The following is a 23,383-nucleotide window of genomic DNA, read 5'->3' as shown; positions in this document are numbered from 1 at the left end:
TCGTTCTGGCGATAGTGGCATTTCATCCACTCTGTATAGATACACAGGCCGCCCAGTGAGGCGGTTTTTTAATGCCTGGAGGAAAGCATGGGCGCAGCACTTAAGCACGACATCTATGGCGCTAAGGGCGGATCCGATAAACCTAAGACTCCAACCGAGGCGCCAGATAGCCTGCGCTCTGTCGCCATTGCCAAGATGCTGATTGCTGTCGGTGAAGGTGAGTTTGCAGGCACGCCGACTGCCAAGGACATATACCTCGACAACACTCCGCTGCAAGATCCTCAGGGGAACATGAACTTCCCGAACGTGAAGTGGGAATGGCGCAGCGGCTCGGTTGATCAGAGCTATATCCAGGGAATCCCGTCGGTCGAGAACGAGACCACGATCAGTACCGAGCTGCGCAGTGGTACGCCGTGGGTTCGGGCGATCAGCAACACCCAGCTATCGGCCGTTCGTGTGCGTTTCGCGTGGCCGGCGCTCCAGTCAGTGGACGCCAAAGGCAATATCAATGGGTATCGCATCGAGTACAAGGTTGAGCTAGCCACCGATGGCGGTGCCTATCAGCAGGTCTTGAGCGAGGCCGTGGATGGGAAAACCACCAGCATTTACGAGCGAACCCGCCGCATTGACTTGCCGAAGGCAACGTCCGGCTGGCTGATGCGCATCACCCGAATCACGCCCAACCAAAACAACAACAAAATATCGGACACGATGCAGATCGCTGGCTTCACTGAGGTGATCGACGCCAAACTGCGCTACCCGAACACCGCACTCCTTTACATTGAGTTTTCGGCCGAGCAGTTCCGCAGCATCCCGGCGGTGACGATTGACTGCGATGGCCGCAAGTGGCAGGTACCGAGCAATTATGACCCGGTATCCCGCAGCTATAGCGGTATCTGGGACGGCACCTTCAAAGAGGCGTGGACCGATAATCCTGTCTGGCACACATACGGCATCACGACCAACGATCGTTTCGGCCTTGGCCGTCGTATCAAGCCCTGGATGGTGGACAAGTGGGAACTCTACCGCATCTCGCAGTATTGCGACCAACTGGTGCCGGATGGGAAAGGTGGACAGGAGCCTCGCTTCATCTGCAACCTGAACCTGCAGAGTAAAGCCGACGCCTGGTCGTTGCTGCGCGACATTTCCACGATCTACCGGGGAATGACCTACTGGGCCCAGGGCCAAGTGTTCACCCTGGCAGATATGCCTCGGGCAACCGACTTTGACTTTGCCTACACCAGGGCGAACGTCATCGACGGCAAGTTCACCTATTCCAGCGCCTCGGAGCGCACCCGGTACACCCGTGCGCTGATCAGCTACGACAATCCGCTGAACAACTACGACACCGACGTCACGGCGGTAACCGACCAGAAGCTCCAGAGACGCTATGGCGACAATCCGCTGGAGATCAGCGCCATTGGTTGCACCCGCGAGTCCGAGGCGCAGCGCCGGGGCAAGTGGGCGTTGCTCACCAACTCCAAGGACCGGGCCGTCACCTTCAAGGTTGGCCTGGACGGCAGAATTCCGTTGCCCGGCTATGTGATTCCAATTGCTGACGAGCTGCTGGCAGGCAGGCCGGTCGGGGGCCGGATCTCGGCTGTTGCGGGCAGGGTTATCACACTGGACCGCGACACCCAGGTCAAGCCTGGTGATCGACTGATCCTCAACCTGCCAGACGGCAAATGTGAAGGGCGCACTGTGCAGTTGGTCAGCGGTCGACAGGTCACCGTGACACTTGCCTATTCCGTGGTTCCGGAGCCTGAACTGGTGTGGGCGCTTGATGCCGATGACCTGGCTATCCCGCTGTATCGGGTGGTCACAGTCGCCCGCCCAGAGCCTGGCGTGTTCGAGATATCGGCTGTCCAGTACGACCCGAGCAAATTTGCTCACATCGACACAGGCGCCCGGCTGGAAGAGCGGCCAATCAGCGTCATCCCGATCACCGTCGTTCCGGCGCCGGCCAGCGTGACCCTGTCGGCAACATCGGCTGTATCTCAGGGCCTCGCTGTCGCCACCATGACGATCACCTGGCCCGCTGTATCTGGGGCCGTGGCCTATGACGTGGAATGGCGCAAGGACAGCGGTAACTGGATCAAGGTGCAGCGCACCGGCTCGACCAACGTGGATGTGGTCGGCATCTATGCGGGCGCCTACGTGGCTCGCGTGCGTGCCGTGAGCGCTTTCGACATCTCGTCGATCTGGCGCAACTCGGCACTGACGGAACTCAAGGGCAAGGAAGGCCTCCCGCCGGCAGTGTCGTTCCTGACTGCCACTTCACTGTTGTTCGGCATCGGCCTCAAGTGGGGTTTCCCTGCTGGCGCCGAGGACACTCAGCGGACCGAGATCTGGTACGGGCCTACGAACGTGCTGGAGAACGCCACGAAGCTGGCCGACTTGGCGTATCCCCAAAGCGACTATGCGTTGCAGAGCCTTCTGGCGGGCACGACGTTCTTCTTCTGGGCGCGCCTGGTGGATCGGACCGGCAATATCGGGCCGTTGCACCCGGTTGGCAACGGAGTGATGGGTCAGGCCAGTTCGAATGCGGGGCCGATCCTTGACCTAATCGCAGGGCAGATCGGCGAAACGGAGCTCGGCCAGGACATCGTCGACAAGATCAACCTGATTCCCGGCCTTCAAGATCAGATCGACGCACTTGACGGTCTGTCGGCCTACAAGCCGGGCGAGGTGTACGCCAAGGACAAGATGGTGGTGCAGGACGGTCGGATCTTCCAGGCGAAGATTCAGGTGCCGGTCAACACGCCGCCGCCGGACGCGACCTATTGGATTGACGTCGGCCAGTCGGTGTCCGCTGCCAATGGCTTGGCGCAGCAGGTGGCCACCAACACCGTCAACATCACCGAGCTTGAAGCGACGGCAACTTCCTTCGACGCGCTGAAAGCTTCGTGGCGGGACGACAACGGGGAGGGCGACCTTGCCGACGCGCTCAAGGGATGGACTAGCACGGCGGCAATCGCAACTGAGCAGAAGGTTAGGGCTTCAGAGACGGAGGCTTCAGCCAAGCGCCTGACCACGCTGGATGCGCAGGTAGCCGACAACGCCGCCAACGTGACCCAGCTGGAACAGGTGGTGGTCACCAATCAGCAGGCGACCGCGCAGCAAATTACCCAGCTCAGCACCACGGTCGGCGACCAGCAAACTGCTATCGAGCAGAACGCGTCGATCATCAACGATGTGGACGGCAGGATCGCGGCGAGCTGGTCGGTGAAGATGCAGTACAACTCCGGGACCGGGCAGTACATCGTCGCGGGCTTCGGGCTGGGCATTGAAAATGGGCCCGCTGGACTGCAAAGCCAGTTCCTGGTGAGCGCCGACCGGTTCGCCATCGTCAACACCATCGCGGGCGGGGCTGTCTCGGTGCCGTTCGCGGTCCAGGGCGGCCAGGTGTTCATGAACTCGGCCTTCATCCAGGACGGCAGCATCACGATGCTGAAAATCGGCCAGTACCTGCAATCGGACAACTACGTTGCAGGTGTTCAAGGATGGCGCCTGGATAAAGCCGGAAATCTCGAGTTCAACGGCCCAGCGCCAGGCGGAGGCCGGCTGGCAATAACCAATCGCGCCATCAAGGTCTTTGATGCTAATGGAGTCAAGCGCGTGCAGTTGGGAGATCTAAGCGCATGAGTTTTGGTATCAATGTTTGGAATGAGAGTGGCGCGTTAGCTCTTGGCATGGACGACTTCACTCTTCAGAAACTGGCCGTGATGATACTGCCTGCGAATCCTTCAGGTGGCATAGTGCGTCCCGCGCCGCGCAGTGACTATATCTTGATGGATGTTGCGGGATACAGCCCGGAAACTTGTTTTGTGACTATAACGCCGCGCTATTACAACACCGGAGCGCTATTTGGAAGGTCGGTAATTCCAACCTATAAAGACTTGGGGGGGACGCAGATTGCGATCTATTCCTATGTCAATTACAGGCGGCCAAATGGTACCGGTGGCTGGCTGGAGTCCTGGGTGGAAAGCACTGTTGAATGTGTTATCGAGGTGGTTAGGGTGATCTAGATGGCTGATTTCGGTTTGTCTGCTGTTAATGACTTTGGGTCAGTGGTGATATCCAGCGAATACAAGATCATGGTGTTTTCGGAAAGGGGTACTTTTAAAATACTTTCCCAGTATACCGACGCTGAAGGCTTTGGTGCGGTTACGTTTGCAAAGCCGATCACTACCCAGGAGCCGCCGCAGGTCTTCGTCAGGGTCGTGAACGGGGTGCATGCTGACCTTGGTCTGTTCACCACCATTCTCGGAGGTCCTGGTTCCTGGACTGGATTCCAAGTTGTTTCTGCGGTAAGGGGGAACCCAAATCTACAAAACTATAACATGGAATATGTTTCATGCATGTATTCAAATTTGAGGAGCGCTTCTAACTACGGACTAGAGCTGTATGATTCCCTGGGTGGAGTTATCTACTCCTCAAGTGATAACGTAGTTAGATATGGAAAGTTCACAAAAAGCTGGACTTTTATACAGGGCGATATAGTGGATGTCTATGCCAGTGGTCTTGTTATAGATGAAGATGATTTTGTTTCTATTTCCTCAATAGATAAAGGTGTCAACTGGTTTACAGGTCATTCTCAGTACGCAGGTTTAACTTTGTTGTCGGGTGGCGTTCGCACGCTTCAAATACACAATCAAAAAATCACGGCTGACTGGTACTATCAAGGAACTAATGGCACTTGCCTTGCCATTCCTGTGTGCAAGTTTCCCGCGTCCAGATATTTCAACACTTAACTGAGGGGTTGCGCATGCCCTGGTATAAAACCGGGACGGTCTCTGTCGTCCTGAATTCCAATGCTGTAACAGGTGTTGGAACATCTTTCATCGCGAACTGTAGGGTCGGTGATGCATTCCGTGGTCCGGATGGCCGCTGGTACGAGGTAACCAACGCACCCAGCAACACTTCCCTGTCAATCGATCCACCGTACCTGGGGGCTACTGTATCTGGGGGCAGCTACGCGCTTGCGCCGATGCAGGGTTACGTCAAGGATTCGGCTGATGCACTGCGAGCGCTGGTCAATACCTACGGAGCGCAGCTTGCCGCACTCGGTACGACGGGCAACTACGACATCTTGCCGGTCAACAAAGGCGGAACCGGAGGCACTGATCAGGCTACCGCTCGAGCAGGGCTAGGCCTGGGGACCACAGGCAACTACGACGTGCTGCCGGTAATAAAGGGTGGCACAGGTGGAACAACCCAGGCAGCCGCGCAGTCGGGCCTGGGGCTCGTCCCACAACAGAATACGGGCGATGTGACGGCTGGTCGTTTGCTAACACCTGGCGCTTTCGGCTGGGGCGGCACTGGCGTCTCTATCGCTGAAGCCAGCCTCAACAGCACTCGGCAGACACAGCTGAACATCGTGTCAGCCGCCGGGCTTGGAATTCTTCCGGCCAACATCAACAGCTACGTGTTCCATTGGAACAACCCGAGCAACGGATATGCGTACCAGACTTGCCGAGCGGTAACTGGCGGACCGGAATACACCCGGTATCAGGTGGCTGGAACATGGTCAGCCTGGGACTTTCGAGCCAAGGCCGGTGCCAATAGTGATATCACCTCTCTGACTGGCTTAACCACGCCCCTTAGCGTGGCGTTTGGTGGCACGGGCAATAACGCAGGTATCGCACAACGCATAGCGCCCGGCGCAATGGTGGGCACGGTCAGCCAAAGCTCAGGTGTCCCGACGGGGGCTATCATAGAGCGTGGAAGCAATGCCAACGGCGAGTATGTGAAATTCGCCGACGGGACGATGCTGGCGAGCTTCACAGATGTCGTAACAATGAACATCGACATCGGCTACGCCTCGATCTTTTATAGAGCCGCAGCCTGGACGTTCCCTCTCCAGTTCGCCGCCTCGCCAACTGTTTCGTTGCAGGCCAACCGCACATCCGGTGTTTTTGCCACGGGTGGCGGGGCGTCCTCTGTGAGTGCGGCAACTCTCTATATCATTGACTTCGTATCGGTTTCGGGGGCTTCAGTCACCCGCAAATGGTTCGCTATGGGACGGTGGTTCTGATGAAAATGTTTCTTTCCCCACAGCGGCGTGATGACACGCTGGAAATAGTTAAGACCGGCGACGTCCTGTCAGTAAACGGCGAGTCGTTTGATTTCTCGCAAATGGGTGAGGGTGACACCTTGCCGGCCTCTGCCATTTCCTCTCAGTGGTTTCTGGACAAGGTGGACAGAGTCGGCGGCGAGCTGGTCTTCACGATCCTATTGCCGCTTCCTTGGAACTACAGCCAGGAGCAGGCATTCCCAGTGCCGCTGGATAACATTCAGGACGGCCCTGTTGAGTTTCCGCTGCCTCTCCCTGTTCCTGATGCTGAAACAACGCCGGAGGGCGAAGATGAACATTGATTGGTCACAGCTCATCACAAAAGCCATGAAGGACGCCGCTGAACAGGCCGCGCAGCTCGCCGCAGCCAAGGCGGAGCTGCTGGCCCGCAACACCAGGGCGGTTGCGCAAATCGCCCGCATTCAGGACCGCATCGACACGATCGGTTTCGGCATCGACATCGGCGAGGCCACTGAGGAGGACGAGGCCGAGCAGGCCGCGCTACTGACCACACTGAAGGCCTGGAAGAAGTACAAGTATGACCTGGGCAAGGTCACGGTCCAGCCGACTTGGTACCAGTCGCCGGTGTGGCCGGTAGAGCCGCCCGTTCCCCAGATCATCGCTGCCCCGATGCTGCGAGCCGACGAAACCATCTGATACGAAGCTGCCACCGCAACCCGCCACCGAGCGGGATTTTTTTTGCCTGGAGAAAAGTTATGACTGTTTCCGAGAAGGACCGAGACATCCTGGCCCGCACGTTGTGGGGGTGGACATGAGAGATATCCCGATGCCCGCTGGGGTGAGCCTGGAGGCTATCGAATGGCGTAGGTGTCACGCTTCTGACGATTATGAAGTGAGTGAATATGGCCACGTCCGCCGGCGTACCCCTGGCCGCCGCACCTTTCCCGGAAAGATGCTTTCTTTTTGCTGGCATCACGCCGGCTACCCAAGATTCAAGCTCACGATCAACGGCAAGCATGCGCACTTCGAAGCGCATCGACTGGTGGCACTGGCTTTCCTTGGGGCCCCGTCAGGGGAACGAAACGAAGTAGCCCACGGCGATGGCGACCCGAGCAACACGCATTATTCGAACCTCTCCTGGAAAACTCACGCCGAGAACGAGAGCGACAAGATATCTCACGGCACAGCCCCGGCGGGTGCGAAGAATGGTTGTGCAAAGCTCACAGACGACTTGGTGCTGAAGATCAGGGAGCGGCGGACGACCGGCGCAAGCTTGAGCGCTATCGGCCGAGAGTTCGGCGTCGCCTTCCAAACCATTTCCAAAATCGTCAACCGAAAATCCTGGAGTCATATCTGATGAACGCGACCGAAAAAGACCGCGACATTTTGGCGCGGACATTATACGGAGAAGCTCGCGGCGAGGGCCTGGCCGGCCAGATCGCCGTGGCCTGGACCATCCGCAACCGAGTAGAGGACGGCCGGGACAAGTCCTGGTGGGGTGAGGGCTATGCCGGCGTGTGCCTGAAGCCGTACCAGTTCAGCTGCTGGAACCAGAACGACCCGAACTATCCATTCCTGAGTGGCGCGAAGCCCATCCCGCCGAAGCAGTTCGAACAGGCCCAGCGGGCGGCCGATCTGGTGATTTCCGGCGCAGAACCGGACCTGACGAAGGGCGCGACCCACTACTACGCAACCACGATGCCGAAGCCTCCCGCCTGGGCAGCCAAAGCAACCCAGACCCTGCGCCTGGGCAACCACGTCTTCTTCAAGGACGTGCCATGAACCCGCTGGGCCTGAAGGCCTGGGCTGTCGGTGTGCTAGCGGTCGTGCTGCTGGCCGTCGGTGTCACCTGGAGGGTCCAGGACTGGCGCTACGGTGGGCGGCTGGCTGACCAGGCGCGCCTGCACCAGTCCGACCTGGACAATATCAGCAGCGCAGCCGCCACCCAGGCCAAGGCCGAGCAGGACAAGCGCCTCGTCCTGGAACAGCAACTGTCAGCCAGCGAACAAACCCACTTCAGGAAATTGAGCGATGCCCAACGTGATCAGGATCGCCTGCGCGATCGCCTTGCCACTGCTGATCTGCGGCTGTCAGTCCTCATCGAGGATCCAGCCAGTTGCAGCCCAGTGTCTGCCACCGCCGGCGCCGGCGGCGTGGTTCATGGAAGAGCGCGAGCCCAACTTGACCCAGCGCATGCTCAACGAATTATCGGCATCACCGACGACGGCGACCGGGGGTTGATCGCGCTGGCTGCTTGCCAGGCGTATGTCAGGGGATTGAATCAGCGATAGGCCTGATCAGCTCCGGGCCTTGGTTCCTCACGTTGCCCACAGCACGGTCCACCTTGAACCACTCGAAAGCCTCGGCCGGCTCGCCCTGGTGAAGGACCATCTGTTCGGCGCGCTCCGTCGGCGTCGCCGGGTCAAGCCACTCCCGGGCAAGTTCGGCATTCAGCACCACGGGCCGCCTGTCGTGGACATCGATCATGCCGCCCTGGCTGTCGGCGGTGATGATGACGAAGCCGTCGTGTTCCTTCGGCTCGCGGCCTGCCGTGGGGAATTGGCCTATGGCCGCGCAGAAGATCGGCGCCCGGTCGCGCCTGCGGATCAGGTAGGGCTGTTTCTTTGGCCCGCCTTCATCGACCCACTCGAACCAGTTGTCGATCGGGGTGATGGCGCGGTTGGGCCAGATCGAACGGTAGAAGGGACCGTGGGCAACTTTCTCGACCCGGGCGTTGATTGGGGCGGCGCGGTCCTTGGCCCAGTGCGGCCGCCAACCCCAGCGCACCAGGTCGGCGTGCAACTCGTCGCCTTCCTGATGGAAGAGGGCGAGCTGTTGCGAGGGAGCCGCGTTGTATCGCTCCAACGGCTGACCACCCACGGTTTCGACAAAGGCTCCAGGGTGCATACCCAACACCGCTACGAAGTCGTGGATTCCGGTGTACTGCGACAGTCGTCCGCACATACCTACCCCTTCATGCTCAGCTCGCGCTGGTGCTCGATCGTTTTCGGCACGAAGCCCCAGCCATCGCAGTTCTCGCACTCTTCCCGCAAGCAAAAGTTATCCTCGCAGACGTCGCATCGAACAAACTTCGCCAGCTCGAAAAAGGGGCGAACCTGTCTCATGAGGTCCAAGTGCCTATTTTCCAGCGCCACCTGGACAACATCGGACATCCACCGGTACACCTCAGGATCTTCAATTGCGGGATAGATAACCCCGTTCACCCTGCGCTCGGTTTCGACCAAGTCGAATTGACTGCCATCCTCCACCGTCAGGACCAAACCGTCGATGCGGCCTCCGAAAGAGCCGTAGCGACCTTCGAGCTTCAGTCCTTGCTCAGAGCGGCGGATCAAACCGTCATACGGACGAATTCGATCACCCTTGTTTGCTTCTAAGCGAAAAACCGCATTCATGATTGTCGCGATTTTTGGCCCGCCACTTACCGGTATGACGTCGTAGTTCGAAGCAGGGTTCCGCCACACAGGGTGCGCATCACGCTCTTCAATCTCTAGCCAGTAGGCAGCATTTGCCATTTCGTCCATGTCGTACTGATCAAGACTGTCGATCAGTCCCTCTTCGGCAAGCCTGGCGCTGCATCTGTGAAGAGATAGCCTGTACGCCTCCGGGTTACTCATTCTGAATTCGTGGTCATCGAGCGTGGATCGCCAGGCGGCAATCCTCATTGCCTTGGCTTCTTCAAAGTTCATGGTGCGGGTTCGCTTGTCGAATACTGTTTGGATATACAGTAATCGAGGCGAGCGGATCAGGGCGAGAAGGAGCCGACGAGCTGCCGCCCTTCAGTCGGGCGAACTCATGACGGCCAGGCTCATCTTTATGAACTCTTCGTTGAGATCGAGCGTAGCCAGAGCGCCCCGGACGTTTTCAGCGACTTCGGGCGATCCGCTTTTTTTCGCCCAGGTCGCGAGTTCCATGAGCGCAGCTTCTAAGGCGTGCTGGTTTTCAGTGATTTTTGTGAGCAGGGAGGGTAGTAAATCGAGGTTCGGCATGGGTGACTCCTGCTTCATTGGAATCAGCGTAGCAGGGGGAATGTTTTTTGGTCGGCAGGACGCCGGAGGAGGGGGGACTACTGTAGGAATATCCAACGCTAACTTATTGATTCTTATAGGGGCATATGCAGAATTTGCGCGTGACGAAAAAATAAGTATTTTACTTACATATCAAGGGGTTACGGTAGCCTACCGGTCACCTTGACATGGTGGGGGTCGTTGGTTCGAGTCCAATCGCGCCTACCAAACAAAATCCGCTCTGCTGGGCGGTCTAGAAGGGGTTACCGGAAACGGTAACCCCTTTTTGTTTTCTGCCATTTGCAAAACTTTTGCAAATCCTACTTCAGAGCTCGTTTGAAGCAGGAATGGAGTGACGCTCTGCGAGCGGAAGCAACCCGTGCCGATTACAACCTTGTCGAAACCAGGATACCGAGCCCCCAGGACAAGGAGGGTGTTGGTATCATCCGTGTCAACGAGAATACGCCGCAGAAAATAATCTGGACGGTGTAAAAGGCAAAGAAGCCCAGCATAGGGCTGGGCTCGTCGAACCGACAATATCCACTTCCAATAGAAGCGCCGCAAGACCACGCATTACTCGGCTTTTGTGCTTTTGACCTCGAAGAAGGGTTAACCAATGACAAGTAAGCTTGAGGAAAGCACAGCGGTGACTGCTGCCGACATTGAGCGCTCTATCCAGGCACTCAACAAAATGGCTGAACGCCTCTGGGGGGACGGTCGGGAAGCGGAGGCGAAAGCCTTGCTGAGCGCCTTGGATGCTTTAAACAGAGCGCTCGACAGGATCAGGATAGGTCAGAGCCGCAGGGTTCTTCATTGATGTTTGACTGCTCATCGACACCGAAGCGCCCCTCGATGTCGTTTTCGAAATCGCCGTTTACCGCATCCGCACCGTCACTCAGGTGCTGGAAAATATCGCGTTTCGTTCGGATATCAGTTCAGATGCCGTTTTTCGTAAATGACAAACAACGTCGCTGTGTGGCGGTGTGACGTGGTGTGACGTGATTGGAAGACGGCTGCGGGCGGAGGCGGCGGAATAACTGAAACGGGCGGCTTCTGGGGCGCACGTTCCCAGGGAGCTGCAAAAGCACTACAGTGGTCTCGTTAGCCTGTATCATGCTGTCGTTGCGGCGATACTCTCAGGTCTTTTTTCTGAGCAAGGGGAGGAACGCGGTAGCCCTTTAAAAGCTCATTCGTGTCAATAGTACGATGGAATCTTGGAGGGGAAATTCATGACTGAAACTGTAAAAAAACCTCTTTCAGAGCAAGCTATTCGGAATCTGGAGCTTCAGATCCCTGATGTGGCAGCAGGAGCCACTCATGCGGCGTTTTTCCGCGCCCTCGCGGCTGGACATGCGGTGCTCAAGGTTGAAGGTAACCAGATAGTTGAGTCGAAGGCTGACGGCAGTGTACGGGTGGTTGGCGAAGCCAAGCCTCGTCGCAAGGTGACTGTAGGAGAAGTCGTCAAAGTTCGTTGTATCAATGCCAGTGCCTAGATTGCGAGTATTTGCAGGCCCTAACGGATCCGGCAAGAGCACGATCAAAGAGCAGATCCCCGCTAATCTCATCGGCACGTATGTAAACGCTGACGAGATAGAGAAGGAGGCCAACGCTTCTGGTTTTGTTGATCTTGCAAAATTTGATATCACAACGACTCTAGAAGCTTTGCAAACGTTCTTCGCGGATCACCCACTGCTTCAAAAAGCAGGACAGCAAGATCATGCAGACCTGATAACTCTAAACGATCAGCGCGTGGACTTTCGCGGCGTCCAGATGAACTCCTATTATGCTTCTGTAATGTCTGACTTCATTAGGCACAATCTGCTTGCCCAGAAGGTCAGCTTTACATTTGAAACCGTAATGTCTTTTAAGGACAAAGTTGAGTTCATGCAGCTGGCACGGGCCAATGGCTACAGAACATATCTATATTTTGTCGCGACCGAGTCCCCAGAAATCAATATCAACCGGGTTGCGAACCGTGTCGACGATGGTGGTCACGACGTGGCGCAAGACAAGATTATTGAACGTTACTACCGTTCGGTTGAGCTTCTTCCTGCCGCCATCGCTGCTTCGAATCGTGCTTATATTTTCGATAACTCCGGGGAGCAGTCCGTTCTGCTGGCTGAAGTAACCGATGGGACGGAACTCCAGTTCCATGAAGAGGAAATACCGGATTGGTTCGTGCACGGGTACGTGGACAAGGTTACGAACTCTGGCGACTATTAAATATCAATTGTGCGACGGTAAGTCCGTGCGTAGCGATTTCGGAGCCACCGCATGAAGTTCTTCCTGGCCACCCTGGCCGTTGTATCACTCGCAGGCTGCTCCACACTCTCCGAAACCTTCGACGATCGCCCCCGCTGCGGGCCTCATCCCTATTGCGGATCCGCCAGTGATATCGAGCTGATCAAGGCCGCGACGGACGAAGATGCCGGGATCCTACGGGCCCTGGTACCGCTGGCGGTGATCGACCTGCCGTTCAGCATCGTCGTCGATACGTTGTTCCTGCCGTATACCGCTTTTGCCAGTGACCCTGCTCGGGACTGAGCCGTCAGCTATGCCGGCGATCCATGAGCCGATTTCCTGAGTAGAACAAGGAGCACGTAAGTGACAAGCAAGTTAGTGGCGTGCGCGTTATGTCTGCTGAGTGTGTTAACTGTTCAGACTGCTTACAGCAGCGCGGTGGATGAGTCTGAAGAGAGCGCATCAACGCTCTGCAGAATACTCGATGGCCTCGACGCCTTGACCCAGGCTTCGGAGTTCTCGGCCAAGAGCCGGACGGTCAACATTGTCATAGACGGCTCTGCCGAAGACGCCCAAAAACTCTGTCCGCAAATCAGCGCACTTGTCGAGCAGAACGAATTGGTTTTCGCCAAGGGTTGGGCGGTGCAAATCTCATCTTCCAGTCCAGACTATTCGGTTATCGGGACTTGTCCGTTGTAGTTGGCCTGCTCCAACCGGGCCAGGTATTCGCTGGCCTTGCGATATTTTTCCACCCGCTCCAGGTCTTTCGGACCTGGGTGCTCGATCCGAGACAAATCACTATTCTCCGCAAGGTCAGCCAACTTCACCCGGCGGGCCAGCGGATTATGTGCCGCACGCTGGATAAAGGCCTGGTAAGTCTCGTCTTCGCGTTTGGTCAGGGATTCAATGGCGACCAGGACGGCTTCGCTGAAGCCTGCATTGCGCAGGTCGGCGAGCGTTACCTCGGTGTCTTCGATCACGTCATGCAGCACCGCCACCATTTGCTCTTCGTCACCCCTCAGGCGCAGCATGACTTTCAGCGGATGCAAGATATAGGGTGAGCCACCTTTATCGATTTGCCCTTCGTGGGCCTGTGCTGCAATGGATATGGCCTTTTCAAGCGTACTCATGAGCTGTCTCGCCTAATTCTCATTTTCTCAGCGCGCCACGCTCTTCAGTGTGACCGCTTCACGGGACATCGTAGCGAATGTCTTGATGGGGTGCTGGTGCAACTTTCCGACACTGGTTTCTTCCGCCCGGCATAAACGTGGAACGCGACGGTCGGCCGGTCATCTATCTTTAACACGTTCGGAGCACCCGGTATGGATGTCTACAGGATCGAATTCGAAGAGGGGAGGTGGACGCTCTATAAAGCGCACGGCTACAAGATCATCATGCGCGCCGAGACTCACCGAGCGCTGATCGACCATCTCCATGCCTTGGCCCAGGGAAAGGCAGCGGTGGTTCGTTTCGCCGCCCCAGGTGGCGTGCGCGAGCTCAGGATTGGTGAGGTTCAGGAGGACGGTTCATAGCCGCCCTCAAAGCGCTTTGGATAACCGGATCCTGGCCACCGGCGCGGCGTCTACTCTACGATGCAAACCCAGCGATGATTCTGTCTGTACGGGGCTCGTGTGAAAGCTACATCGCAAACCATCACCATCCCACGGTCCTGAAGTGCCTCGGTCAGTTGTACGAGTGTTTCTGCTTCGATAGTCATTGCTGTTACCTCGTCAGATACTGCGTCACTGCGTTGACTGCATTCATAATTCTTGACCGAGGGCCTTCAGCAATAATTCATTTTTTCTATTTGGCGGATTCCAGCGGTTTATCAAGGAGCCCCACGTCATGCGTAGGGCTCGAGGTGCTCATTGACCCAGGTGCTTGCGAACATCTACCACCATCGGTCCAACCGCCTTTACGGCAGCCTTTAACTGGTCTTCATTGACCCCGAGCTCCTTCGTCCAGTACTTCAATTCCCATTCTTCGGAAGTATTGATGCGGTTCCGGTCCTGGGGGCCGCGGTTGCTCAAGTTATCAGTCATTGCTTCGTTCCTTGCATAAGGCCTGGGATCGCCAGGCGACAACAAGGTAGACCGCTGGGCTTAACGATTTGTGCCAGATCATTGCCGAAGGTTCTTCGGTTCATCGCGATCAGTCCGCAGGTCGCTCGCCGCCTGGCAGCGCCGAGTTTGCTGTCATCCAAGACGCAAGTACCTGAACCAGACATCGCCGGAAACGGCGAGAGTGGTCTCGGTGATGCGATGCAGGATGCCCAGGCCTGGTTCATCGTCCTCATGAAAGCCGGCAAAGACCGTACGTCCCCCTACGGCGGGTATGAGCAACTCCACTTCGGTTACAGTCGAGTTACTGGTGTACCCCATGACCAGCCTGACTTTTTGTCCCTCTCGCGGGGGGTGCGGTAGCTCGAGGTCTCCTGGCTTGCCATGCAGGTCCTCGCCGAGAGGCCAGAGTTTCCTGCTGTTGTTGATGAAGAATTTCGGGCGCTCCAGCAATGCACCCAGGAGTGTTGCAAGCCTGTCCTGCACCCGTACCCTGAATGTGCAATCGATCAAACGGATATCGCAGTTCTGTCCGGCACTGACCCAGTCCTGATCATCGTCAGTATCAATGAGCAATGCGCCATACGTCTGGAGCAGGACAGGCGCAACGGGTGGCTGGGGGGCTGAGCAGTCGATTCTTGAGACGCAACCGCCAGTCATGGTGTATTCGCCCGGCGCCTGTGGCTTGAAGGCGATCCCGTCTTCCTGGCCAAAACCACGGCAATTTCTGATGGACGCAATGATCCGCAAATTCGTGTTATCGCCCTGAGTAGCAATGGATTCCCCCACGATGTTTTCCAGGTCGAGCTTGAGCGCGAACATGGATGGCTTCGAGGGGAGCCTGTCATTGAGATTGACGTCCACATTCAGGCCGCTGCCATGGGCGTTGTGGAGGGTGAATTCTTCGCAAACTGCGATGGAAGCATCGATGATTTGAATTCGGCCAGGCCTGACCCAGAGCCGTTGGGGCACATTCAACTGGGATCGATATTGAAGACCCTCGACGATGATCCTGCGCCAGAATCGATAGTCGATCGGGGTTCCCGCGGGTTTTGCTGTGCCAGGGCTTTGCGAATGCAGGAGCAGCTCCAGGTCGCCGACCGCTCTGTGGCTGATGATCGTAATGTTGCGCATCAAGAGGTCGCCATCGCAGAAGCCTCCCGTGTCGCCTCTTCCTTTGACGAACCCGTCACTGCGAAGCGCCATGCTTCGGGCGTGGAAGGTGACCGTGTCGAGGTCCAGATTGCCCAGCGCGGTAACCAGGATCCCGCTGTGGCCTACCACCATGTTGCGCAATCGCAACCATTCCATGAACGGCTGATGGAAATCCACACGACTGAGCACGCCGTCTCGCAGGGTGACCCGTTGGCAGAGATTATTACCAGTCGCCCCCCATCCTTCACCGTCGGCACGGGGGGTTACTTCTATGTCGTAGCAGGTATTGAGCTGGAAGTTATAGGCATAATTGAAGCTTTCGTTGCGGATGGCCCATTGCATTTCCGTTCGGGCCGTAACCTGGCAGCACTCGAAAAAGTAAATATAGGTTGGATTGCGTGGCGTATAAATACTTTCATCCTGGATGAAGCGCACATCCAGATCGAGCAGGCTGGTACTTACCCGGACATATTCACTCGACACGGCATTGTTGCGGATATCCAACGTTAATCCCTTGACCGTGCGTCGTCGTTCTTCCATTCGAAACACTTTGACCGAGGATACGTTAACGCCCGCCAAGGAATATCTTAATGGCGAGCACACCACGCCATCTTTGTAGACTCTGTTTAACTCAATTCGTTTTTTTGTCTCCGAGCGATAGGTATAAAAATCCTGCTCGGTGTAGATGATGACAAAGCTGTCGCTGACTTCCGGACGGCCGAACCAGCCCGAGAATCGCGACGAGCCTACGTCCAGATCCTGGGAACTCATCAAAAGCCGGACGACCGGGGAGTCCGGTCCATAGGTCTGTGGGCTGTTCTGTCGGGTGAATACGAAACGCCCGGACCAGGACGAACAATCAAATATGGCGCCAGAGAAATCGCAATCGGTGGTGAGTTCAACCAGGCCGTTACCCAGGAGCTTGAATCGGCCCCTTGCAACCAGCGTCGCTTGTGCCTCGTTGGCCGCGCTTGCTGCTTTCTGCAGCGCGGGCAAGCAATCCTCGTTGCCTGAGGCGTCTGCACCGAATGCCGCCAGGGACATCCGCTCCGATGCGTCGGGAAGTACGCGCAGCTTCAACCCTGCGGCAGTAACAAGATGAGGTTCAGCGGTCTGGATCATGACTTCATAACGCCAGCCCTGCGCCAGAAGGAGGTCGCCGGCCGATAGTGTCGAGTAATCAAGATCAACATCTTCCAGCATTTCGGAAACGGAACTAAACAATGCACCTATACGCGCAGACAGGCGGCGTGTGAGTTTGGCTTCGGTAATTGAATGATCAGGCAGTTCTTCAAGTTGACGGTCCATGGCACTGTTTCCTACGCAGGAAACGTCGAAGTATTACCTCAACGTTGAAATCAGGTTTCGATGTACTCCGGATATTAGGCGGTCAGCTTTGCGACAGACGAGTTGAATGAGTAACTACTTATGTAGCCTGACTCCTGCTCGGTTTTTAACTGTCAGGTATGACAGGTGCGACAAACGGTCAACTTACGATGGGTTGGTGTTGCGAGAGTGGGCTTTGCTTGTTGTAGCGATCTGGCGGGGATGCCCACTGCTTGAAAAGTGGGCGGAAACCCCTTGAGCCCTCGACCCGAATATCAGGTCATGCCGCCGCTCCCTCACCAAACGCCTGTTCTTGCATCGTGACCATGAAGGGCAGCGGTATGGCTAGTTTCACTTCAGCGCACGCCACTTCAAAACCACCCACGACCTGCCCATGAAGCTCGCCCAGCCGGATTGACTCTTCTTCCTTTGCCTTTGCCATTCTCGCGTGGTTCGCTGCGATTTCGTTGAGAGTTGACACGGTACATCTCCGGTTGGCTGACCCTGTATTGATAAATTGCCGCCGCGTCAGACGCACGTCGTCCTTGGGCTGCTGACAGCATCCTGTGCAAGCCCTGAGCCAGACATGGTCGCGGTGTGCGGGCCACATTCGACAGGTGACGAATGGCGCACGCGGACTGCACCGAACGACGTCAACAACGCCGACGACGTATCAACCATGCCTCAACAATAAGTCACTGGTAATACAAGCCGTCCCGTCGGAGCCGGGGCTTTCGGTCAGTCTGTCCCTGCCGTGCAGACAGGCGCCGCGCGTGTCGGTCTTACAAGCAAAACGGTCACGACGCCGATCAGGCTGCTGAGCACTGCCAGTAACAGAATCACCCGTTGCGTTCCAACAGGCGCAGCCAATACCGCCACCAGTAGCCCCGCCAGCGGTTGCGACAGGTTATTGAGGAGCGTCATGACGCCGACGGTCTTGCCGAAATCCTGAGGCGGAATGACTCGCTGGCGGATGCTGCGCATGTACACGTTGAACATCTTGTCGAAACCGACGATCAGCAGGAAACCGACCGCATAGCCCCATGCGTGCGGGCTGAAGGCGGTGATGAAGGCGCCTGCGACAATCAGGCAGTAGGACAGGCTGCCCAGGAGTTTCGAGGGGAGGGTCACCCGGGCCAGGAAAAACAGGATGAGGATAGTGGTTACGGCCCCCGCCGCCTGTAACCCGGCATAATAATCCTTACCGGCACTGTATTGGCCGATCACCATGGCGGCCGAAGTCGCCAGGGTGACGCCAATGATCAGGTTGACGCCTACGGCCAGACTGATGACCTTCTTGAGCTCCGTCAGATTGCGGATATGGCCGAAGGCGATGCGCAACGGGTTGAGCCAGAGGTCGTGGTGTTGCTCGAATGTTTCCAGGGTGACCGAGCTGGTGCGTTGCCAGTACAGCATCGCCAGGTCCGCCAGCATGAACAGACCGGCAATCGCCAGCACTACCCAGTGCCACGCCCACACTTCGAGCATCAGCGCGGCGAGCAGCGGGCCCAGTACCAGGCCGGTCTGGTCGGCGATTTGCGAGTACGACAAGGTCTTGGTGTAGGTGTAGTGCTTGAATATGTAGGGCATCACCACTTCGCGGGCCATGATGCCCTGGGTGGTCAGCACACCACACAGTGCCGAGAGGGCCACGATCCAGTAGATGCCTCCAAAAATCGCATATAGGACCACTGCCGCGACGCAAGCCGCGGCGCGATAGACCTGGCTGATGTGCAGAATACGGATGGGCGGGAACTTGTCGCACAGGGCGCCACAGATCGGAAACGACAAGTAGCGCGGCAGGGATTCCACGAAGAAGGCCAGGCCCGCCCAGGAGACGCTGTTGGTGGTCTGGAACACAATCAGCGGGACGATGAACAGCAGTATCTGATCGGCCAGCCGAGAGAGGAACATCGAGGTGAAAAAGGCCAGGTAATCCTTGCGCATGGTGTTCTCGTATCGAGGAGCGGGGAGCCGGTCGAAGCTCAATAGGCAGAGCCGGACGCATCGTTGAGGTTATGTCGCTCGTCGCCCCTGAGAGGCGGATTGAAAACGCTGACCAGAATAAGGTCCTGGTCTTTTCCGCCACGCAGGTAATGGCGGTCATGCTGGTCGAGTACATAGATATCGCCGGGACGGATCGGATACACGTTGCCCTCCATGTCTTCGACTTCCCCCTCGCCGGCAATGCAGTAGCAGGCTTCGAGATGGTTGCGATAGTGCAGCAATGACTCGGTCCCGGCGCGTACTACGGTATGGCACACGGTGTAGCCCATGCCGTCTTTCTCGGTCAGCAGCCGATGGCTGGTGCCGGCTCCCCACTCGACGAAATGGGCGGTTTTTTCGATGTCGGATTTGTTGCGAACAAACATACCTGTCTCCTTGGTGGTGTTACGGCGCGATAGTTATCTGGGCGCTGGCCGGCGCGTCGACGATAAAGTCGGCGAAGCCTTGCATGGCGCTGTCCCAATGGACGTCCCGGTGCGCGACCATGGCCTGCAGGTCGCGCCAATGACGATGAAGCATGTTGTGGCGGGTCATGGACGAGGCGCCCGCATGTTCGACCAGGCGCTGGACGGCTTGAAGGCAAAGCCGCGCCACATAGCTGCGATCGCGCTTGAGCCGCAGCAATTCGTCCGTGGTCAATGACCGTCGTGCCTGGCCGGACTCGTGCAACCCGGAGACGAGCGTGGTGTACAAGGCCGTCGCCGCCGACAATTGCGCGGCGCTGTGAGCCAGCCGCTCCCTTGCCTGGGCCGAGGCCGGGATCCTCTGCTGTCTCAGTGATTCGATGTGACTGGCATAAGCCCCTTCGGCGCAGCCCAGCACAGGGCCGAGAAGGGACGTGGTGATAAAAGGCACGATGGGCACGCTGTACAGGTAATCGTCAGATAGGTCGCTTGTGCGATGCGCGAAGATCTCCTCAAGACGGAACACCTGTCCGGCGGGGACGCGGACATCGCGCAGCAATACATCGTGCGAGCCCGTGGCGGCCATGCCGCAGGTGTCCCACGTATCCAATATCTCCACGTCGCGGGTCGACACGACCAGCAGCATGCGTTCCGAGCCAAGCGTACCGTCATGGTCGGTCACGGGCGCGTTGAGCAATAACCAGGTGGCGTGCTCGATCCCTGAGCTGAAGCGCCAGGTGCCGTTGACCCGAATCCCGTCCGCGTCCCGGGACAACCGGCTTTCAGGACCGACCGATGCGGAAGCGAACAGCTGCGGTCGGTCATTCTCGAATAACCGCTGCTGGCATGCCTGGCTCAGGCGGCCCGCAATGGCGGCATGCCCACCGACCAGGCTGATCATCCAGGCCGTCGAAGCGCAGGCGCGGGCGGCCAGTCGCGAAGTCTCCATCAGCACGGGCCAGCCGGGCGTGTCCAGGGACTGACGGCGAGGGGAGACCAGTTCAAGCAACCCGTCATCGAACAGCTCGTTAAACGTCATCTGGCTCAGTTTTCGATTCTGCTCGGCATCCGCCGCGCGCTGCTGCCAATCCGCCAGGCGTTGTCGAACCCGTTCCACGGGCGTCGGCCGGATCGTCTTGCCGACGCCGTGCATGTCGTCCTCAAGCATTGGCGCGTTCCTCTTCGACAGGCCGCGGGGCGCGACTCAGATAGCCGATGGCAGAGGCCTCGAAGCAAAACCCTTCAGGTTGGTGGACCGGGCCCAGCAAGGCGAGGAATTGCTCGAGTCGGGCTCCATCGTCCGTGGCAACAAACTCATAGAAATTGGTGCTGTTCCACAACAGATAGACGTATTTGAAATGGCTGGACAATGCTTCGACGAGCTCACCCATCAGCACTTGGCCGTTTTGCATTTGCTCCAGCATCTGCCGGCGTTTCCAGTCGATCTCTTCCTGACTGAAATAACGCGTCTTGAAGCCATCGTCCTTCTTCCGCTCACGCTCCAGGTACTGCCCAGCGTCCGCGTGGTTGAGCTTTTCAAGAAAAAACACCAGGGCTCCAGGTTTCAACAACGGCTTGATGTGGTTGACCTGGGCGTTGCGGTCGCGGGTATAGAACTGGAAGGCTGCGGTTTCATAGACGTAGTCGAACCCTTCCTTGAAGCGGCTGTAAGGCTGCTCGGTGAACACTCCGGGTTGCAGGGTCAGGAACGACTGGGGATAGAACACGGAACGCGCCGGGTCGGCATACCGGTCGAAGTGCGGTTGGTTGGCTTTGTTGGGCGAGGTGGTGAAGGTGTTGATCAAGCCCTGTGAGAGCGCAGCCAGGGCGCGCCCGTTGCTACCGTCGAACGCGTCGATCTCGAAAAAACTGAAGGTCCGGGGCTCTGTGGCCTGCCGCGCCTGGGAGAGTCGTGTAAGGGCGACGCCAATACGCGCCATCTCTTCGAGGATGTACGGAACGCTCGCCAAAAAGTGCAGGAACAGCGGGCCGGCGTCCGCCACCAGGCGGTCGTGATAGGCCACGACTTCGGCGTCCGTCATGGCGTGCCTCAGATGGCTGGTCAGCGCTTGCGCCGGAACCTGGGTCGCACCGGTGGCCAGGCGATGGAAATGCTCGGCCAGATGCAGCATCGAGCTGGTTTTCAGGTCTTCGTCCGGGCTGAACGAAATGACCGGTTGTGCAGCGTCCATTTATATCGCTCCCTGATATCAGATCAGTCCCTTGGCGGTGATCTTTCCCGAGTCGGTTTTCGGCAAAGTCTCCATGAAGACGCACTGGGTCGGCACCATGTGCCAGTCCAGCGACGCTTGGCAGTGTTCCAACAACATCTGTTCGGTCGTGTCCTGGCAATCGGCTTCCAGGACGACGCAGGCCTTGGGGACGAAGCCGGCGGACTCGTCGGAAACGGGAACCACCACGACTTGGGCGACCGATGGGTGGGACGCCAGGCATTGTTCGATTTCGCGCGGGTTCACTTTCCAGAGATTGCGCGCAAACAGATCGTCCTTGCGGCAGACGTAATAGAGATAACCTTGCGCGTCCCTGCGAAAGAAGTCGCCGGTACGGTAATGTCTGTCTCGGCCGAAACTGTTGTATTTGAACGCCTTGGCCGTTTCCTCAGGCATCTTCCAGTATTCCAGCATCAAATAGTCGCTGCTCACCAGAAGTTCGCCGACCACTTCCGGCTCTGTAACCGGTTCGTCATGTTCGTTGACGATCACCGCGTGCACGCCTTTAAGCGGCTTGCCTACCGAATTGGGATAACTTGCAATATCGGCGGGGGGCAGATAACTGACTCGCTTGCATTCGGTAAGACCGTAGTTTGAAAAAATATCGACGTTGGGAAGTGCCCGTCTTATTTGTTGGATATGTTTCGGATAAAGCGGCTGGCCACTGCTGGAAATATAACGAAGTGAGGGTAATTGCCGTTGCCAATGCTCGTCCATGCTTGCCAGCAGGAAAAATACCGGCGGGAAGACATGCAAACCGGTTACCTGTTCCCGTCTGATCACGTTGAGCACGTCATCGGCACAGTGGGCAGGTTGGCTTTCGATTACCGCAGTGCCGCCAAAGAACAATGGCATCATGATGTTGTAGACGCCGTAGTCGGAAGCCAGGGTCGAATAACTGAGGATGACATCGCTGGCGGTATTGCCCAGGTACTCGATGACGCTGGTCGCTGCGGCGATCATGATGGCGTGGTTCACCACTACGCCCTTGGGATTGAAGGTGGACCCGGAGGTATAGAAGATCGAGGTCGGCAAGCGTTCGTCGACAGCGGGAAAGGACTCCTCCAGATCTTCCGGAGCCAACGCTTGCAAGGCCTTTTCAAGACTGGGAGCGTCCGCCGGGAGGTCCTGGAGTGAACCGAAGACAAGCAGCGTCTGCAGGTCCGCCGCCGAGGCCAGGGCTTCAGGATCCTCGTAGCGATCAGTGAGCAATACCCGGGCATCGGTATGTTCGAGTTGATAGAGCAGTTTACTGCGGCTGTAGGTGGGGTGCGTCGCGACAGTAATGGCGCCGATTTTCAAGACACCCAGAAAAGCCGCGACCAGGTCCGCGCTGATTCGAGAGTACAGCGCTACACGGTCGCCGCGCTTGACGCCGCACTTGATCAACAAAGCTGCGATCGATGTGGCGCGTTTTTCCAGGGCGTCGTAGCGCGTGTGGACGCCATCGATCACCAGGGCGGATTTGCCAGGTGTACGACGGGCATTATTTTCAAAGAAATGATGAAAAAGAGGCATCAGCGATCCCTTGCATTAACTGCCTGTTGTTTCAATTGAGTCGAGGATTTACCTGGGCGGTGATACAAGGCGAGAAAAAACACGCGCCTGTACAGGAGTGGGATGAATATTCAGAAGCGATATACAGCGCAGCAGCGAGAGGCAGCATAGCGTGAACTCCTTGTTATTTTTATTGCCATCCATGATGAAGCTGAAGCTCGAAGTCGGCCTGATAGTTCCATTCGCAAGTTTGACTGTCAAGCGTGTTGAGTCGTGTTGGCGCAAGGTTTTTGTCACGGTGTCGTGACAATAATGAAGAAGCGAAAAAATGTGAGAAATTGCCTAAAGACCGATCTTCTATACAAGTAAGAATAATCTTGAACACCCGTAGAACGAACGC

At 57.2% G+C, this 23,383-nt stretch carries 27 protein-coding genes and 1 pseudogene; 16 read left to right on the top strand and 12 right to left on the bottom strand.

Annotated features, from left to right (window positions below):
- The first annotated feature begins 87 nt into the window (after nt 1-87).
- The 9 genes from ACLEJR_RS16915 to ACLEJR_RS16875 all read left to right on the top strand — a co-directional run bounded on the left by ACLEJR_RS16915 (nt 88) and on the right by ACLEJR_RS16875 (nt 8,328).
- Nucleotides 88-3,645, top strand: a complete 3,558-nt coding sequence (locus ACLEJR_RS16915) for a host specificity protein J (RefSeq protein ID WP_440815201.1) — start codon at nt 88-90, stop codon at nt 3,643-3,645.
- On the top strand, nt 3,642-4,028 hold the full coding sequence (locus tag ACLEJR_RS16910) for a hypothetical protein (RefSeq protein WP_440815200.1): 387 nt from the start codon (nt 3,642-3,644) through the stop codon (nt 4,026-4,028). Before ACLEJR_RS16915 ends, ACLEJR_RS16910 begins: the two co-directional genes overlap by 4 nt.
- Nucleotides 4,029-4,754 carry a hypothetical protein gene (locus ACLEJR_RS16905; RefSeq protein WP_440815198.1) on the top strand — a complete coding sequence of 242 codons (726 nt, stop codon included), beginning with the start codon at nt 4,029-4,031 and terminating at the stop codon, nt 4,752-4,754.
- 14 nt (nt 4,755-4,768) lie between these two features.
- Entirely contained in the window at nt 4,769-6,037 is a 1,269-nt protein-coding gene (locus ACLEJR_RS16900) for a hypothetical protein (protein WP_440815196.1), read from the top strand.
- On the top strand, nt 6,037-6,378 hold the full coding sequence (locus ACLEJR_RS16895; RefSeq protein WP_440815194.1) for a hypothetical protein: 342 nt from the start codon (nt 6,037-6,039) through the stop codon (nt 6,376-6,378). Before ACLEJR_RS16900 ends, ACLEJR_RS16895 begins: the two co-directional genes overlap by 1 nt.
- Complete coding sequence (locus ACLEJR_RS16890; RefSeq protein WP_440815191.1) at nt 6,368-6,733, top strand: phage tail protein; 366 nt, start codon at nt 6,368-6,370, stop codon at nt 6,731-6,733. Before ACLEJR_RS16895 ends, ACLEJR_RS16890 begins: the two co-directional genes overlap by 11 nt.
- A gap of 115 nt (nt 6,734-6,848) precedes the next feature.
- Complete coding sequence (locus ACLEJR_RS16885; protein WP_440815190.1) at nt 6,849-7,394, top strand: HNH endonuclease; 546 nt, start codon at nt 6,849-6,851, stop codon at nt 7,392-7,394.
- Nucleotides 7,394-7,819, top strand: a complete 426-nt coding sequence (locus tag ACLEJR_RS16880; RefSeq protein ID WP_440815189.1) for a cell wall hydrolase — start codon at nt 7,394-7,396, stop codon at nt 7,817-7,819. The genes ACLEJR_RS16885 and ACLEJR_RS16880 overlap by 1 nt, the downstream gene beginning before the upstream one ends.
- On the top strand, nt 7,816-8,328 hold the full coding sequence (locus tag ACLEJR_RS16875; RefSeq protein WP_440815186.1) for a lysis protein: 513 nt from the start codon (nt 7,816-7,818) through the stop codon (nt 8,326-8,328). Before ACLEJR_RS16880 ends, ACLEJR_RS16875 begins: the two co-directional genes overlap by 4 nt.
- Here the strand turns inward: ACLEJR_RS16875 and ACLEJR_RS16870 are convergent.
- The 3 genes from ACLEJR_RS16870 to ACLEJR_RS16860 form a co-directional block, all read right to left on the bottom strand.
- Nucleotides 8,306-9,001 carry an SOS response-associated peptidase gene (locus tag ACLEJR_RS16870; protein ID WP_440815183.1) on the bottom strand — a complete coding sequence of 232 codons (696 nt, stop codon included), beginning with the start codon at nt 8,999-9,001 and terminating at the stop codon, nt 8,306-8,308. The two genes, ACLEJR_RS16875 and ACLEJR_RS16870, sit on opposite strands and share 23 nt — an antisense overlap.
- 2 nt (nt 9,002-9,003) lie before the next feature.
- The gene (locus ACLEJR_RS16865; protein WP_440798590.1) at nt 9,004-9,744 is read right to left on the bottom strand and encodes a hypothetical protein; all 741 of its coding nucleotides are present in this window, start codon (nt 9,742-9,744) and stop codon (nt 9,004-9,006) included.
- A gap of 90 nt (nt 9,745-9,834) precedes the next feature.
- Nucleotides 9,835-10,044: a hypothetical protein gene (locus tag ACLEJR_RS16860; protein WP_440815182.1), complete on the bottom strand. Its 210-nt coding sequence runs from the start codon at nt 10,042-10,044 to the stop codon at nt 9,835-9,837.
- A 634-nt stretch (nt 10,045-10,678) separates the two neighbouring features.
- On the opposite strand from ACLEJR_RS16860, the gene ACLEJR_RS16855 reads away from it, so the two are divergent.
- The 6 genes and pseudogenes from ACLEJR_RS16855 (at nt 10,679) to ACLEJR_RS16830 (ending at nt 13,002) form a co-directional block, all read left to right on the top strand.
- Nucleotides 10,679-10,879, top strand: coding sequence for a hypothetical protein (locus tag ACLEJR_RS16855; protein WP_440792714.1), 201 nt, complete (start codon nt 10,679-10,681; stop codon nt 10,877-10,879).
- Between the two features lie 7 nt (nt 10,880-10,886).
- Nucleotides 10,887-11,099 (top strand): annotated as a pseudogene (locus ACLEJR_RS16850) (hypothetical protein).
- Between the two features lie 192 nt (nt 11,100-11,291).
- Nucleotides 11,292-11,555, top strand: coding sequence for a hypothetical protein (locus ACLEJR_RS16845; protein ID WP_440792716.1), 264 nt, complete (start codon nt 11,292-11,294; stop codon nt 11,553-11,555).
- Nucleotides 11,542-12,285, top strand: coding sequence for a zeta toxin family protein (locus ACLEJR_RS16840; RefSeq protein ID WP_440792718.1), 744 nt, complete (start codon nt 11,542-11,544; stop codon nt 12,283-12,285). The genes ACLEJR_RS16845 and ACLEJR_RS16840 overlap by 14 nt, the downstream gene beginning before the upstream one ends.
- A 51-nt stretch (nt 12,286-12,336) precedes the next feature.
- A complete protein-coding gene (locus ACLEJR_RS16835) occupies nt 12,337-12,606 on the top strand; it encodes a YceK/YidQ family lipoprotein (protein ID WP_440792720.1) in 270 nt (89 codons plus the stop codon).
- A 60-nt stretch (nt 12,607-12,666) separates the two neighbouring features.
- The gene (locus ACLEJR_RS16830; RefSeq protein WP_440792722.1) at nt 12,667-13,002 is read left to right on the top strand and encodes a hypothetical protein; all 336 of its coding nucleotides are present in this window, start codon (nt 12,667-12,669) and stop codon (nt 13,000-13,002) included.
- Here the strand turns inward: ACLEJR_RS16830 and ACLEJR_RS16825 are convergent.
- Nucleotides 12,972-13,433: an HD domain-containing protein gene (locus tag ACLEJR_RS16825; RefSeq protein ID WP_440792723.1), complete on the bottom strand. Its 462-nt coding sequence runs from the start codon at nt 13,431-13,433 to the stop codon at nt 12,972-12,974. The genes ACLEJR_RS16830 and ACLEJR_RS16825 overlap by 31 nt on opposite strands.
- A 192-nt stretch (nt 13,434-13,625) precedes the next feature.
- On the opposite strand from ACLEJR_RS16825, the gene ACLEJR_RS16820 reads away from it, so the two are divergent.
- Nucleotides 13,626-13,835: a hypothetical protein gene (locus tag ACLEJR_RS16820; RefSeq protein ID WP_440792725.1), complete on the top strand. Its 210-nt coding sequence runs from the start codon at nt 13,626-13,628 to the stop codon at nt 13,833-13,835.
- A gap of 333 nt (nt 13,836-14,168) precedes the next feature.
- On the opposite strand, the gene ACLEJR_RS16815 is transcribed toward ACLEJR_RS16820, so the two are convergent.
- The 8 genes from ACLEJR_RS16815 to ACLEJR_RS16780 all read right to left on the bottom strand — a co-directional run bounded on the left by ACLEJR_RS16815 (nt 14,169) and on the right by ACLEJR_RS16780 (nt 23,004).
- The gene (locus tag ACLEJR_RS16815) at nt 14,169-14,345 is read right to left on the bottom strand and encodes a DUF3606 domain-containing protein (protein WP_440792727.1); all 177 of its coding nucleotides are present in this window, start codon (nt 14,343-14,345) and stop codon (nt 14,169-14,171) included.
- A gap of 153 nt (nt 14,346-14,498) precedes the next feature.
- On the bottom strand, nt 14,499-16,826 hold the full coding sequence (locus ACLEJR_RS16810; RefSeq protein WP_440815179.1) for a hypothetical protein: 2,328 nt from the start codon (nt 16,824-16,826) through the stop codon (nt 14,499-14,501).
- Nucleotides 16,827-17,124: 298 nt separating this feature from the next.
- Nucleotides 17,125-17,325: a hypothetical protein gene (locus tag ACLEJR_RS16805; RefSeq protein ID WP_440815176.1), complete on the bottom strand. Its 201-nt coding sequence runs from the start codon at nt 17,323-17,325 to the stop codon at nt 17,125-17,127.
- A gap of 257 nt (nt 17,326-17,582) precedes the next feature.
- Nucleotides 17,583-18,791, bottom strand: coding sequence for an MFS transporter (locus tag ACLEJR_RS16800; RefSeq protein WP_440792733.1), 1,209 nt, complete (start codon nt 18,789-18,791; stop codon nt 17,583-17,585).
- A gap of 38 nt (nt 18,792-18,829) precedes the next feature.
- Complete coding sequence (locus tag ACLEJR_RS16795) at nt 18,830-19,216, bottom strand: ectoine synthase (protein ID WP_440792735.1); 387 nt, start codon at nt 19,214-19,216, stop codon at nt 18,830-18,832.
- Nucleotides 19,217-19,235: 19 nt separating this feature from the next.
- Nucleotides 19,236-20,423 carry a hypothetical protein gene (locus tag ACLEJR_RS16790; protein ID WP_440815174.1) on the bottom strand — a complete coding sequence of 396 codons (1,188 nt, stop codon included), beginning with the start codon at nt 20,421-20,423 and terminating at the stop codon, nt 19,236-19,238.
- Entirely contained in the window at nt 20,416-21,447 is a 1,032-nt protein-coding gene (locus ACLEJR_RS16785) for a class I SAM-dependent methyltransferase (RefSeq protein ID WP_440815172.1), read from the bottom strand. Before ACLEJR_RS16785 ends, ACLEJR_RS16790 begins: the two co-directional genes overlap by 8 nt.
- Nucleotides 21,448-21,465: 18 nt before the next feature.
- A complete protein-coding gene (locus tag ACLEJR_RS16780) occupies nt 21,466-23,004 on the bottom strand; it encodes a class I adenylate-forming enzyme family protein (protein ID WP_440815170.1) in 1,539 nt (512 codons plus the stop codon).
- Nucleotides 23,005-23,383: the final 379 nt, after the last annotated feature.

It is taken from the genome of Pseudomonas sp. SMN5, from assembly GCF_052041925.1.
GTDB lineage: Bacteria > Pseudomonadota > Gammaproteobacteria > Pseudomonadales > Pseudomonadaceae > Aquipseudomonas.
Note: the sequence above shows the minus strand (reverse complement) of the source record. Positions and strands in the feature narration are given on the sequence as shown.